This window comes from Pseudomonas sp. Y5-11 (assembly GCF_022368695.1).
Lineage (GTDB): Bacteria > Pseudomonadota > Gammaproteobacteria > Pseudomonadales > Pseudomonadaceae > Aquipseudomonas > Aquipseudomonas parakoreensis.
Genome location: NZ_CP058974.1, coordinates 5,388,976 through 5,401,991, shown reverse-complemented (window position 1 = coordinate 5,401,991; position 13,016 = coordinate 5,388,976). Strand labels below are relative to the sequence as shown.

At 57.1% G+C, this 13,016-nt stretch carries 12 protein-coding genes; 9 read left to right on the top strand and 3 right to left on the bottom strand.

Annotation, left to right across the window (positions count from 1 at the left end; genetic code table 11):
• Positions 1-472: 472 nt before the first annotated feature.
• Complete coding sequence (locus HXW87_RS24145; protein WP_023093406.1) at positions 473-1,687, bottom strand: glutathione-independent formaldehyde dehydrogenase; 1,215 nt, start codon at positions 1,685-1,687, stop codon at positions 473-475.
• Positions 1,688-2,153: 466 nt separating this feature from the next.
• The gene (locus tag HXW87_RS24140) at positions 2,154-3,095 is read right to left on the bottom strand and encodes a LysR family transcriptional regulator (RefSeq protein ID WP_028698648.1); all 942 of its coding nucleotides are present in this window, start codon (positions 3,093-3,095) and stop codon (positions 2,154-2,156) included.
• 448 nt (positions 3,096-3,543) lie between these two features.
• Here HXW87_RS24140 and HXW87_RS24135 point away from each other — a divergent pair, with 448 nt between their 5' ends.
• The 3 genes from HXW87_RS24135 (at position 3,544) to uvrB (ending at position 7,560) form a co-directional block, all read left to right on the top strand.
• Positions 3,544-4,524 (top strand): IS5-like element ISPa26 family transposase, encoded by a 981-nt coding sequence (locus HXW87_RS24135; RefSeq protein WP_024086516.1) that lies wholly within the window; start codon positions 3,544-3,546, stop codon positions 4,522-4,524.
• A 252-nt stretch (positions 4,525-4,776) separates the two neighbouring features.
• Entirely contained in the window at positions 4,777-5,208 is a 432-nt protein-coding gene (locus HXW87_RS24130) for a DUF488 domain-containing protein (RefSeq protein ID WP_023835768.1), read from the top strand.
• Between the two features lie 375 nt (positions 5,209-5,583).
• Positions 5,584-7,560: an excinuclease ABC subunit UvrB gene (gene uvrB / locus HXW87_RS24125; protein WP_028690943.1), complete on the top strand. Its 1,977-nt coding sequence runs from the start codon at positions 5,584-5,586 to the stop codon at positions 7,558-7,560.
• A gap of 150 nt (positions 7,561-7,710) precedes the next feature.
• On the opposite strand, the gene HXW87_RS24120 is transcribed toward uvrB, so the two are convergent.
• Positions 7,711-8,616: a LysR family transcriptional regulator gene (locus tag HXW87_RS24120; RefSeq protein WP_023103881.1), complete on the bottom strand. Its 906-nt coding sequence runs from the start codon at positions 8,614-8,616 to the stop codon at positions 7,711-7,713.
• Positions 8,617-8,770: 154 nt separating this feature from the next.
• Between HXW87_RS24120 and HXW87_RS24115 the strand changes: the two genes are divergently transcribed.
• The 6 genes from HXW87_RS24115 (at position 8,771) to HXW87_RS24090 (ending at position 12,844) form a co-directional block, all read left to right on the top strand.
• A complete protein-coding gene (locus HXW87_RS24115) occupies positions 8,771-9,178 on the top strand; it encodes a ketosteroid isomerase-related protein (protein WP_023103882.1) in 408 nt (135 codons plus the stop codon).
• A 1-nt stretch (position 9,179) separates the two neighbouring features.
• Positions 9,180-9,788, top strand: coding sequence for a GNAT family N-acetyltransferase (locus HXW87_RS24110; protein WP_028690944.1), 609 nt, complete (start codon positions 9,180-9,182; stop codon positions 9,786-9,788).
• Entirely contained in the window at positions 9,785-10,675 is an 891-nt protein-coding gene (locus tag HXW87_RS24105; RefSeq protein ID WP_028690945.1) for a carbon-nitrogen hydrolase family protein, read from the top strand. The genes HXW87_RS24110 and HXW87_RS24105 overlap by 4 nt, the downstream gene beginning before the upstream one ends.
• A 282-nt stretch (positions 10,676-10,957) precedes the next feature.
• Positions 10,958-11,233, top strand: a complete 276-nt coding sequence (gene frmR / locus HXW87_RS24100; RefSeq protein WP_007182548.1) for a formaldehyde-responsive transcriptional repressor FrmR — start codon at positions 10,958-10,960, stop codon at positions 11,231-11,233.
• A gap of 59 nt (positions 11,234-11,292) precedes the next feature.
• Positions 11,293-12,402, top strand: a complete 1,110-nt coding sequence (locus HXW87_RS24095) for an S-(hydroxymethyl)glutathione dehydrogenase/class III alcohol dehydrogenase (RefSeq protein ID WP_011871467.1) — start codon at positions 11,293-11,295, stop codon at positions 12,400-12,402.
• Positions 12,403-12,445: 43 nt separating this feature from the next.
• Entirely contained in the window at positions 12,446-12,844 is a 399-nt protein-coding gene (locus HXW87_RS24090; RefSeq protein WP_023103885.1) for a VOC family protein, read from the top strand.
• The last annotated feature ends 172 nt before the right edge of the window (positions 12,845-13,016 follow it).

Below are 13,016 nucleotides of genomic sequence, written 5' to 3'. Positions count from 1 at the left end.
CGGCCCGGCTCAATGGGGGAAAGGGGGCAGTGCGCCCCATACGCGGGAATTGAATAAAAAACGATCAATTTTTAGCGGTGGAAGGCAGGTTGTTGATACGCCGAGGCTTCACCGGCCACGCCTGCCGGCCTCATGAGAAATCCGGGCTAGGCGAGCCTGATCAAGTCCGTGGGGTGATAAGGATCAGACGAAGGCTATCTCCAGCCACGCACGTCAATGGATGCCGTGCATCGTCCCCGTCTGACCCTTGGCCGATTGCGAACCAAGCGCTTGAACACGCTTGCGGTTGATCATCACCTGCGGATTGCTGAGGCTCTGCTCCTGGTCCGAGCCAAGGCAAGTACCCTGGGGCAGACGGCAAATGCCGGCGAAAATATTCGCCGGCTCCAGTTGCTGCCCGGAGACTGGCGGGACCAGAATGCCTCTCACCAGAAAGTGTGAGACATCCTGATGCTTAGCCCGCGCCGGATGCTTAATGCCGCACTGAACCATGCGGGTCGATGACGTACTTGTATGCAGAACCCGCGTCGAACTCTTTGTACGCGGCGGGCGCGTCTTCGAGCTTGATGAACTTAGTGTTCATCATCGGCGAAAGGTAAGGCATGCGATCGTTCAGTATCGCCCGCATTAACGCGTGGTTGTAGTTGGCCGTCGGAGATTGACCAGCCGACATTCGCGGCGACTTGATCCAGGCGTTGGACCATTCCAGATCCATATGGCCTTTCTTGGCTTTCGGGTCTTTCGAGATCGGGTTTGCGCAGTACACACCGACCGTACTGGTCATTCCGCCGAAGCGGACATATTTGAGCATTGCGTTGGTAACAGCGCTCTCCACGATCTTGTCAGCCTCCGCGCCAAACCCGCGGCAGTCCACACCAACATAGTCGATGACGCGATCCACCTCCCTGTGCCCGGTAATGCGTTCGAGATGCTCCTCGATCGGCACGCCGTCGGAAAGGTTGATGGTTTCCACGCCGTGTGGCTTGAGAAGGTCCAGCCGCTCTTGAATGTAATCGGCAACGATGATGGCGCCTGCACCCAGAAGTCTGGCGCAGGCGGCACCCGCTCTGCCGACCGGCCCGGCACCGAAGATCAGGATGTTTTCGCCGACGACGTAGGCCGGCGCGGCTGGCCAGTCTGGGCCAGCGAACCCATGGAAAGCTGTGGGTAATACGTCAGAGAGAAGGGTCAGGTCGCGGATTTTTTCCATGGCGGCATCCTTGTCAGGGAAGCGAAGGAGATTGAAATCCGCATACGGTACGAAGAGATAATCACCTTGCCCCCCCGTCCAGCCACCGAGGTTGAACCCGTAGGCTCCGCAGTCGATTTCGGGGTTGGTGTTCTCGCATACATCGGAGCGCATATGCTTGCAGTTGTAGCAACGCCCACACCCCACATTGAAGGGAACGGAAACGATGTCGCCCTTCTTCACGACTTCGACGTCTGATCCCACTTCGATCACTTCGCCGGTCATTTCATGGCCCATGGTCATTCCCTTGGGAACAGCAAACGAACCGCGATAAATGTGAAGGTCGCTGCCACAGATATTTGTGGTAACTATTTTGAGGATAGCGCCATGGGGTGCGCTTTTCCCTTGAGGGGTTATCAGCTCTGGAAATTTGAAGGTGTTGACCTTCATTTCCAAGGGCTTCTCGAAAGTCACGATTCGGTTACCGGTCGGAGTCATTTCGTCACCTCTGTGCGTTAATGTTTCCATCTTCTAAATCGAAGTGGGAAACGAAATTTACCGCTGTCAAGAAGAACGATCGTGGTACTGCCTAGCCGTTGGCCGCGTCTCCTTCTGCGGTCTTGACAGCATCGGATCAAGCTCAGAAGTGGTCAAACTGGAATAATCTATGTACAGATAGGCACGATCTATCTACGCGGGATCGTCGAGCCGTGCTCGTCTCCTAGCCGGGAGAGGGCAACGATCATCGCTACATCGCGCCTCCTAGCTTGATCTAGGAACAGTCAGCTCGACCCAGCGAGACATGAGGAGGCCGCATGCAGCAGGTACTCCTGTCCCCCGAGTTGCCCCTGGACCTAGTGGCCTTCGATGGGTTGCTCAGCACGTGGCGCCTGTTAGCGGCGCACACGGCATGCCTGCAATCTTCGCCTGGTTGAAGCAATACAGAGTTGCTCTTCAAGACTCGCTATTTCAGGGGGCTTTGAGATGAGTCTGCTTTGGGCTGGAACCGACGATGGATCGATATAACGGATTGAAGAGTGGCGGCGAGTTCGGGGGTGTGCACCATTTCGAGCAATGCACGCGATGACGGTGCCTCGAACGCATTTTTCCCAGCAACGAATCCGACATTTGAGTGCGACATTGGTCCATTGATTGCGATTGCGTGGAGATTTGGAATGTGCGCGAGTTGGCCGGCGAGAGATTGCGGAAGAACTGCCGAATATTTTCCTGTCGCCACGTGTGCCGATAGCACGTCAATTGAATCAGTGCGAATAGTCTGCGCGGTACATTGCATCAGCCTATCTTGAATGGGTTCAGGTACTGCCGAGTTCAGCACGCAGAGTTGTCTATTGAGAACATGGTCCCACGTTGTGCTTCGGGGTTGCTGTGTTCTCGCGGCGTGAAAAAGGAAAATGCGTTCACGGTACAGAAGGTGAGTATCGAAGTCTTCCCCTGGGATATCCTCCAAATGCATGAGTGCGATATCCAAATTGTTTTCTCGAATCGCCTGTAGCAGGGAAGAAGCGCCGGAAACCAGAACTGATTGTTGAAGTAAGGGTGTTTTTTCAGCAAGGGCGATGCTTAATGTGGGCGCTACACCGGCAGTTCCTGGGAGTATCCCTAGCCGGAATTGCCCCTCTATACCTCGCCGTAGTGCGGAGAGTTCTCGCTCCAGCCCTTTGCAGTCGTCATACATCTGCTGAGCCCAAGACAGTACGCGCATCCCTTCAGAAGTGAGGCCGTCATAGCGTCGGCCATGACGCACGATCTCGACACCCATGTCTTCCTCCAATTGCTTAATGCCCGCGGAGAGTGTCGGCTGAGAAACATTGCAGCTTTTGGCCGCGTTGCCAAAATGGCCTTCACGGTGCAAAGCAAGCAAGTATTCAAAGTTTCTTACGATCATATATTTTCTTCTGATAAAGTTGATTAGATTTTATACTTTCACGAAAAACCCTGCGCACGCTTCGATCCGCGTCCAACCTTGGGCACGTAGCTGGCACGCATGAAAGGCTGCCGCGCGCAGTGCCCATACAGTAGGTTCGACTCGTCATCGACGGTCAGCACCACAACGCACGGGACAGCCAATAGCGCGAACACAGGTGCTTTGCGCTGTGGGCGAGTCGTCCTCATGTAGCTTAGCAGTTGGCGCGTTCTGGAAGGGAGTAAGCGTGAGTGGTGAGGCACGCAACCGCAAAAGGCGGTGCTAAGCTCTTGAGCTGTTCGGGTCGTGGCCGTTGAAGCGGGGAGAGAATGGAGCCTGCCATGGCCGTTGTGGCGCAGCTGGGGAAATCCTGAAAAAGACTTCCTGATTTGGCAAAATCCCCGGACACCAATCGCCGAGCTTTTCGATGATGAAACAAATGACCTTCGCCGATGCCGAGTACGCCGGTAAGCGCAAGCAGACCCGCAAGGAGCTGTTCCTGATAGAGATGGATCGGGTCGTACCCTGGGAGGGTTTGATTGCTCTGATCAAACCTCATTACCCAAAGGGCGAAGGGGGCCGTCCAGCCTATCCGCTGATGGCGATGCTGCGGATTCATCTAATGCAGAACTGGTTCGGTTACAGCGATCCGGCGATGGAAGAGGCGCTGTACGAGACGACGATCCTGCGCCAGTTTTCCGGTCTGAGCCTGGAGCGAATCCCGGATGAAACCACCATCCTCAACTTCCGTCGCCTGCTGGAAAAGCATGAGTTGGCCACCGGTATTCTCGGCGTGATCAATGGCTATTTGGGCGACCGTGGCTTGTCACTGCGACAAGGCACCATCGTCGATGCCACTCTGATTCATGCGCCCAGTTCGACCAAGAACAAGGACGGCAAACGCGACCCGGAAATGCATCAGACCAAGAAGGGCAACCAGTATTACTTCGGTGCCAAAGCTCACATTGGTGTCGACGATGAGTCCGGGCTTGTGCACAGCGTGGTGGTCACTGCGGCCAACGTCGCGGACGTAACCCAAGTCGACAAACTGCTGCACGGTGGTGAGAACGTGGTCTGCGCTGATGCGGGCTATACCGGTGTAGAGAAGCGTGAAGAGCATGAGGGGCGCCAAGTCATCTGGCAGATTGCAGCCCGGCGCAGCACTTACAAAAAGCACGGTAACCGCAGCGCGTTATACAAAGCGATACGTAAGATCGAAAGAGCCAAGGCCCAGGTTCGCTCCAAGGTTGAGCATCCATTTCGGGTGATCAAGCGCCAGTTTGGTTATACGAAAGTGCGCTTCCGAGGCTTGGTGAAAAACACTGCTCAGATGGTGACGCTGTTCGCCCTGTCGAACATTTGGATGGCGCGTCGACATTTGCTCTCCAATGCAGGAGAGGTGCGTCCGTGAAGAGTGAAGTGACTGCTGCGAGGTGCTTGCAGCGGCAAAAAAGGCTGAAATAGACGGCAGGTTTGACCGGGATTTGAGCGGCTACCGTTTTTTGAAAGTGTCGATGGCGAAGTAGCCGGAAAACAGGGGCTACTTCAGACCATCCCTAGTACACCATGCCCCCAGCGTTTCCTTAGCTGCGATTGACGGGCATGCCTGGCGGTAGCTCAATAACAGCCATTTATGGATGAAGGAACGAGGGGAATAAGGCAGATGAAGATATTCACGATTGGATTCACTAAGACCTCCGCGCGGTCCTTCTTCACCAAGTTAAGTGCTTCTGGTGCCAAGCGCCTTGTCGATGTTCGCCTGAATAATGTTTCGCAATTGGCCGGGTTCGCTAAACGCGAGGATCTTCGATATTTTTCCGAGGCGTTGTGTGGGATGGAATATGAACATCTACCAGCACTTGCTCCAACCAAAGACATGTTCGAGGAATATAAAATAAAAGGGGGAGATTGGGATATCTACGCCAGTAAATTTCTGGATTTAATGTCGTCCCGAAAGATTGAGTCAATCGATAAAGAAAAGATTGATAACAGTTGCCTGCTTTGCAGCGAAGACAAGCCCCATCACTGCCATCGGAGGCTAGTGGCCGAGTACCTTGCAGGCAAATGGCCGAATGTTGAGATCGTGCATCTTTAGAGGGGCGACGTAGCTCCACGTTTCCAACGCCTCGTCTGGAGGGCTGAGAGAGACAAAGGCGCGTATCGGCGGGAGCCGGCGCCACACATTGGGCGTACAGAGCAACCTCGCCCGCCACGGCTCGATGTCAGCGCTCAACGAGGCGAGTGGCTCCAGGTGCATTGGCAGACGGGCCGCTGGCTGACGTCGTGGCGATCGGCGGATATGCACTGGGAAGCCCGCCCATGTGTTGGGCTATCATGTTGGCGACGCCTACGCCCAGGTGGGGCGCGGCAGGATCGCCGTCATTTACACCCCAGTTTGGTACTGCTATAGGTCTTCTGGAATAGCCGATACATCAGGACAAATTGAAGTAGCTCAATTAGGAGATATCTAATGTCAACCGGTATGTTTATTCTGCACTCCAACTATACGCCGGCGGGGGACCAGCCAGAGGCGATCGCGCGGCTGCTGTCGGACATAGAAGAAGGTGCGACGCACCAGACGCTGAAAGGTATCACCGGCTCAGGTAAGACCTTCACCATGGCCAATGTGATTCATCGTCTGAAGCGGCCCACGTTGATCTTGGCTCCCAACAAGACGTTGACCGCGCAGCTCTATAGTGAAATGAAGCACTTCTTTCCTGAGAATGCGGTCGAGTACTTCGTTTCGTATTACGACTATTTTCAGCCCGAGATCTATATGCCGGGCACCGATCGTTTCATACCGAAGGACTCGGCCATCAATGACCACCTTGAGCGCCTGCGCCTGTCCACGACCAAATCCTTGATTGAGCGTCGTGACGTGATCGTCGTCGCTTCGGTGTCTTCAATCTACGGCCTGGGTGATCCAGATGCATATCGAGCGCTACAGATCGCTCTGTCCCCTGGGGTCAAACTAAACCAGAGAGAGCTAATTCGTCGCTTGGCTTTGCTGCAATATGATCGCACGGAGCGTACGCTCAAGCGTGCAACGTTCCGCGTCCAAGGTGATGTGATTGACATTTTCCCCGCTGATTCCGAGTACAGGGCGGTTCGGGTGGAACTGTTGGATGACACTGTTGCGTCTGTCCAATGGATGGACCCTGTTACTGGCAAGACGTTGGGAGAGATAGACCATTATTTGGTTTCGCCAAAAACGCTTTTCGCACCGCCCACGAACAAAATAGATTCTGCATCCAAAAAGATACTCGCTGATATGGAAGAGCGGGTTGCCGAGCTGAACAGGAATAATCGCTTGGTCGAGGCAAACAGACTGTACGAGCGGATCACGCATGACGTGGAAATGATGCGCGAGGTCGGCTATTGCTCGGGGATGGAGAATTATTCCTGCTACTTCAGCGACCGAGACGCAGCTTCTCCTCCGATCACGTTGCTGGATTATTTGCCGAAAGACGGGCTGCTGTTCGTCGATGAATCTCATGTCATGGTGCCACAGATATCCGCAATGTACCGGGGGGATCAGGCGCGCAAGGACACGCTGATCGATTACGGGTTCCGTTTGCCTTCATCGAAGAACAACCGGCCATTGAACTTTGACGAGTTCGAGAAGGTCAAGCCTCAGACCATCTTTGTTTCCGCTACTCCGGGCGACTACGAGCTGAGGGTGTCGAAAGGCAGGGTTGTCGAACAGGTTATCAGGCCAACGGGACTGCTTGACCCCAAGGTTGAAGTGCGGAAAGCGGATGGATACATAGATGACCTGCTTGCCGAAATATCGAAGTGCGTGAAGAGAAAGAATCGAGTGCTTGTGACTACGCTGACGAAGGTCAGTGCAGAAGAGCTAACGGATTTCTTGACGGACAACGGGATTCGAGCGCGCTACATGCATTCGGACATAAAAGCGGAGGATCGTGTTGAGATCATCAATGGCCTGCGCGCAGGAGAGTTCGATGTTTTGATTGGGATTAGTCTTTTGCGCGAAGGGCTGGATATTCCAGAGGCATCATTGGTTGCCATTCTCGATGCAGACCGTGCAGGGTTCTTGCGTTCGGCCCATGCGCTCATTCAGATGATCGGTCGAGTCGCTCGGAATGAAAACGGCAAGGCGATCTTGTACGCCGACGCGGTGACGCCGGCGATGAAGCAGGCGATCGATGAGACCAATAGGCGCAGGCAGCTTCAAATTGCCTTTAACGAGGAAAATGGGATTTCTCCAGCCTCGTCTGTGCGAAAACTAGCAGGGGAAGAGACGAATACGGAGGAGCCCACCGTTCATTCCGAGGCTTTCTGCGAGAACTTGTCCGACCTTTGCGATCAGATCACTGCCAAGGAACAGCAGCTACTCGAATTTACCGATACCGGTGACGAGCAGCGCGTCGAAGACATTCGTCATCAGTTGGATGGGTTGTACCGGCAATTCATTTACATCTAATCGTTCGCCGGCATTGAGTTGCATGGCCGACCGATCTGCACCTGGGGCAAGCGGGCAGACGGTCGGCTCATCATTCAACCGGAGGGGTGAGCCGCCGAGGCTCAGTGCCCCGCTTTCCAAGGTGTGTGCCCTACAGCGTCTTGCGACGTGTCAGCGCAAAGCTGGCAACGATCCAACGGCGACCAGCATTTCATCAAATACCGCTCGAACCCTTCCCGGAATGGGGCCACGCTGAGGCCGATAGACGTACAACCCCCATGCCGGAGGTTCTTCGTTCTCCAGCACTCGCACGAGCTTCCCGCTGGCAATGTAGGGGGCGGCCATGTAGTCCGCCAGTTGCGCGAACGCGATCCCGGCCAGCGCCGCTCCCATTTCCATGTCGGCATTGTCTGCGACGAGAGTGGGTGCGGTAGGTGTCCACTGGCGTCCCGCCTTGAAGTGCCAAGGCCAGGGACGGCCGGTATTGATATCCAAGGCCACGGTAACTGGCAGGCTGCTTAGCGCATCGATGTTTGCAGGTACGCCCACTTTCTTGATCAGGCGCGGAGCGGCAACGATGGGGAGTCTCATGTCGGCGGCCTTGCGTGCGACGAAGCGGCTATCGCGCATGAATCCGACCCTGATCCCGACGTCAATCCCTTCGTCAACCGTATTGCTGATGCGATCGGACAGGCGCACATCCAGCGTGATGCCGGGATGGCGCGCGGCCACGCGCTCCAGTGCCGGTAGCACCGCTCTGGTGCCCAAGCTGTGCGGTGCGGTGATGCGAACCGTACCGGACAGAGAGGCCTGCTGGTCGGAGCCAGGCGTTCGCCACAGATCCTCGAACCGCTCCAATGCGGGGCGCACTTGGTCTAGCAGCCCTTCGCCGAAGGCGGTGATGCGCACCTGGCGCGTGCTTCGATGAAACAACACCTCGCCGTAGTGTTGCTCCAGTTGCTGGATGGCACGGGTTACACCTTGCGGAGAAGTCCCCAGCCGGACGGCCGCATCGCGAAAACTGCTGCTTTCGGCCGCCACCCGAAAGATGCGCAGTAGTTCCATTTCCTTGTTCATGACGCACGCCTTATGGCCGATTTCGCTGCTCGTTGATTGTTCCAGATTGTGGAATTATAAAATCGCAACAATTCCATATACAAGGGAGGCGCGGTTGCCCAGACTGACAACACCCCGGAATGCTCCGCTCCGAACAACCCAATAAGGAACGCGAATGAACGCTGCGACTCTCATCACTGCCTACTACGACGCCTTCAACCGCGGTGACCGCGAGGCCATGCTGTCAATGTTGACCGATGACGTCGCGCACGACTTGAACCAGGGCGCTCGTGAGGTCGGTCGCGAAGCCTTCCGCGCCTTCCTGCAGCGCATGGACCGCTGCTATGGCGAGCAACTGCGCGGGATCGTGGTGATGGTCAGCGCCGACGGCCTGTGTGCAGGCGCGGAGTACGTGGTGCATGGCGAATACAAGGTCACGGACGACGGGCTGCCGGAAGCCCAGGGCCAGCGCTACGTGCTGCCGGGCGGCGCGTTCTTCGAGATCCGCGATGGCAAGATCGCTCGTGTCACCAACTACTACAACCTCGGCGACTGGATCGCACAGGTTGGAGGGGACGCCTGAAATGACCAGCGACGTGCAGGTGCTGGTTCATCGTGGTCCGGACATTGCCGAATGGTTCGATGCCGTGGCAGGCCTGCGGGCGAGCGTCTTCCGCAGCTTTCCTTACCTGTACGAGGGCGACACCGAATACGAGAAGCACTACCTCGCTATGTACGCCCGTTCGGCAGACAGCCTGCTGGTACTCGCGCTCGCTGATGACGTGGTCGTGGGTGCGTCCACGGGATTGCCGCTCGGCGATGCGGAGCCGGCCTTCCAGGTGCCGTTCGCCGATCGAGGAATCCCGATGGAGGCAGTGTTTTACTGCGGCGAATCAGTCCTGCTCCCGGCCTTCCGGGGCCTTGGCCTGGGCCATCGCTTCTTTGACGAACGCGAAGCGCATGCCCGTTCGTTGGGCGGCATGCAGTGGACATCGTTCGCGTCGGTGGATCGAGCAGACGACGATCCCCGGCGTCCTTCCAACTACCGCAGTAATGATCCCTTCTGGATCCGTCGTGGCTACGTGCGGCAGTCGGACATGAAGGTTACGCTGCCCTGGAAACAGGTGGGTGAGCCGAGCGAAACCGAGCAGACGCTCACGATGTGGCTGCGCTCCCTGGAGAACGCGAAATGAAAGTAGCAGTTGCGAAATACGCAGTGGGTCAGCCCACGGGCTTCGAGGCATTCGCAGCGCGGCAGCGGCGGGTTCTGGAGGAGGCGAGCCGTGCCGGAGCGGAACTGGCCGTGTTGCCAGAATATCTGTCCCTCGAACTGGCTGCGATGTTCGAGCCTGGCATCCGCCAGGATTTCAACGCCTCGCTGGCCGCGCTGCAGGCCTTGCAGCCTGCGTGGCTGGCCCTGTACACCGACCTGGCGCGCGAGCTGCGCATGACCATTCAGGCCGGTACGTTCTTGACCCGGGTTGGACCGGATCGCTATCGCAACCGGGCGTGGTGGTTTGCGCCGGACGGCACGCGTGACTACCAGGACAAATTGCAGTTGACGGGGTTCGAGAAAGACACTGGCGTCATCGAGGGGGGCGACGAACTCAAAGTGTTCGACCTGAATGGCGTGCGTGCCGGCATCGCTGTCTGCTACGACAGTGAGTTTCCATTGCCCGTGCGAGCCCAGCGAGAGGCGGGTGCACGCCTGCTGTTGGTCCCGAGCTGTACGGACACGAGGGCAGGTGCAACCCGGGTTCGTGTGGGCTGCATGGCGCGGGCACTGGAGAACCGGATGTTCGTCGCACAGGCCGTGACGACCGGAGCTGCTGACTGGAGTCCGGCGCTGGACACGAACACTGGCGAGGCCACGATCTATGCACCCATGGATCGTGGATTCCCCGAGGATGGCATTCTCGCGACTACTTGCGGCACGCAGACATGGGCGATCGGTGATCTTGACGTTGAAGCACTCGAACGAAACCAAGAACAGGCCCAGGTTGCGGTCGATCGTGACTGGGACGGACAGATGTTGCCTGCACTGCGGAAAGCTCGACACTCGGGTCATCAGGTCGCCTAGCCGGTCTCATCTTGATAGCTTCAACTCGATGAGTCGGCTTAGATAGGTCATATCTATCTGCGCATAGATTTTTCCAGTTTGACCAGTTTTGAACTTGCCCCGATGCTGTCGATACATGCAAGAAATATTCATTGATTTGAATGTTTTGCGCTTCTTGGGAACAAACCTGTACTAGCCTGTAAGAGTGCTCGAAGAGCACAGAATTTGTGGCAAAGTTCGGCCGCATATACTATGGGGGAGTATTGTATAATGCGGCGGTGTACCCAAGTAGAGAGGTGTTCGATGCCACACAGTCCGGAAGAAAAGAAGCAAGCACTGACGCGCATCCGGCGCATCAAAGGTCAGGTAGCGACTCTTGAGCAAGCGCTTGATGCAGGTGCGGAATGCCCTGCAATTCTTCAGCAGCTTGCGGCCGTTCGTGGGGCAGTCAACGGATTGATGGCAACCGTTCTGGAGAGCTATCTGCGGGAAGAATTTCCCAGTAGCGAAATCAGGAGCGATTCGCAGAACAAGTCCATTGACGAGACCATCTCTATCGTCCGCTCCTATCTGCGATAGAGGCACCAGGGTGCCCTCGGTGAGGGCAAATTTAGTTAGCTAGTAAAGGAAGCGACATCATGAAATCACGTGCAGCAGTTGCCTTCGGGCCAGGAAAGCCGCTGGAAATCGTCGAGATCGACGTCGAGCCGCCGCGCAAGGGCGAGGTGCTCATCAAGATCACGAATACCGGCGTTTGCCATACCGACGCCTTCACCCTGTCGGGCGACGACCCCGAAGGTCTCTTCCCGGTCGTGCTGGGTCATGAAGGTGCGGGTATCGTCGTGGAGGTGGGTGAAGGTGTGACCAGCGTGAAGCCTGGCGATCACGTCATTCCGCTCTACACCGCCGAATGCGGCGAGTGCCTGTTCTGCAAGTCCGGCAAGACCAACCTGTGTGTCGCGGTTCGCGCAACCCAGGGCAAGGGGCTGATGCCCGATGGTACGACTCGCTTCTCGTACAACGGTCAGCCGCTTTACCACTACATGGGCTGCTCGACCTTCAGCGAATACACGGTCGTCGCCGAAGTCTCGCTGGCCAAGATCAACCCGGACGCCAACCCCGAGCACGTCTGCCTGCTGGGCTGCGGCGTGACCACCGGCATCGGCGCCGTGCACAACACGGCCAAGGTACAGCCCGGCGACTCGGTGGCCATCTTCGGCCTCGGCGGCATCGGTCTCGCTGCGATTCAAGGTGCACGCCAGGCCAAAGCGGGCCGCATCATCGCCATCGATACCAATCCGGCGAAGTTCGAACTGGCTCGTACCTTCGGCGCGACCGAATGTCTCAACCCGAAGGACTTCGACAAGCCGATTCACGAGGTTCTGATCGAGATGACTGGCTGGGGTGTCGATCACACCTTCGAGTGCATCGGCAACGTCAACGTGATGCGTTCGGCTCTGGAAGCTGCCCACCGCGGCTGGGGCCAGTCGATCGTCATCGGCGTCGCCGGGGCCGGCAAGGAAATCTCGACCCGTCCGTTCCAGTTGGTCACCGGCCGGACCTGGAAGGGGTCGGCTTTCGGCGGGGTCAAGGGGCGCACCCAACTCCCGGGCATGGTGGAAGACGCAATGAAAGGCGAGATCGATCTCGCCCCGTTCGTCACTCACACCATGGGTCTCGACGAGATCAACCACGCCTTCGACCTGATGCATGAAGGCAAGTCGATTCGCACGGTGATCCACTACTGATCACTCACTATCCATTCAACACCAACCACCAAGGAAATTAACCATGTCCAATCCTGTCATTTCCGGCGACGGCATCTTCTCGCACGTCTTCATCGGCGCCGCCGACGTCCAGAAGTCGGCCGCGTTCTATGACGCCGCTCTGGGTGCTCTCGGCATCAAGAACCTCGGTCCTTTCGGCAACGGATGGGTGCTTTTCGGTCGCGAAAAGCCGGCTTTCATCATCGCCCGTCCGGGCAATGGTGAAGCGCCTTCCAGCAACGGCGTGACGGTCGGCTTTGCGGCCGCCACTCCCGCCGAAGTGGATGCCTTCCACGCCGCCGGCCTTGCCGCAGGCGGCACCGACGAGGGCCAGCCTGGCCCGCGTGGCCACCTGCCGGGTGCCTATGCGGCCTACCTGCGTGATCCGGCGGGCAACAAGGTTTGCTCGTACACCTTCGTCTGAAAGCTAGGAAGCTGAGGGCGTTCTGAAAGGGCCAGCACAAGCCTCTACACGGCGAGCCTATTAGACGGACCGTGTAGAGCGGTGCCCGCTCATGAAGATCGGCCCGCAGCCATGTGCGAAACGCATGGCTGCGGGCATTTGCTTTGAAGCGTGTTTTTCAACCAAGAAGAAA

Excerpts from the sequence above, each read along its gene's own strand:
- uvrB (WP_028690943.1), top strand. The coding sequence starts at position 5,584 with ATGTCAACCGGTATGTTTATTCTGCACTCCAACTATACGCCGGCGGGG.
- HXW87_RS24140 (WP_028698648.1), bottom strand. The coding sequence starts at position 3,095 with ATGATCGTAAGAAACTTTGAATACTTGCTTGCTTTGCACCGTGAAGGC.
- HXW87_RS24135 (WP_024086516.1), top strand. The coding sequence starts at position 3,544 with ATGAAACAAATGACCTTCGCCGATGCCGAGTACGCCGGTAAGCGCAAG.
- HXW87_RS24120 (WP_023103881.1), bottom strand. The coding sequence starts at position 8,616 with ATGAACAAGGAAATGGAACTACTGCGCATCTTTCGGGTGGCGGCCGAA.
- HXW87_RS24090 (WP_023103885.1), top strand. The coding sequence starts at position 12,446 with ATGTCCAATCCTGTCATTTCCGGCGACGGCATCTTCTCGCACGTCTTC.
- HXW87_RS24145 (WP_023093406.1), bottom strand. The coding sequence starts at position 1,687 with ATGACTCCGACCGGTAACCGAATCGTGACTTTCGAGAAGCCCTTGGAA.
- HXW87_RS24105 (WP_028690945.1), top strand. The coding sequence starts at position 9,785 with ATGAAAGTAGCAGTTGCGAAATACGCAGTGGGTCAGCCCACGGGCTTC.
- HXW87_RS24130 (WP_023835768.1), top strand. The coding sequence starts at position 4,777 with ATGAAGATATTCACGATTGGATTCACTAAGACCTCCGCGCGGTCCTTC.
- HXW87_RS24095 (WP_011871467.1), top strand. The coding sequence starts at position 11,293 with ATGAAATCACGTGCAGCAGTTGCCTTCGGGCCAGGAAAGCCGCTGGAA.
- HXW87_RS24115 (WP_023103882.1), top strand. The coding sequence starts at position 8,771 with ATGAACGCTGCGACTCTCATCACTGCCTACTACGACGCCTTCAACCGC.
- frmR (WP_007182548.1), top strand. The coding sequence starts at position 10,958 with ATGCCACACAGTCCGGAAGAAAAGAAGCAAGCACTGACGCGCATCCGG.
- HXW87_RS24110 (WP_028690944.1), top strand. The coding sequence starts at position 9,180 with ATGACCAGCGACGTGCAGGTGCTGGTTCATCGTGGTCCGGACATTGCC.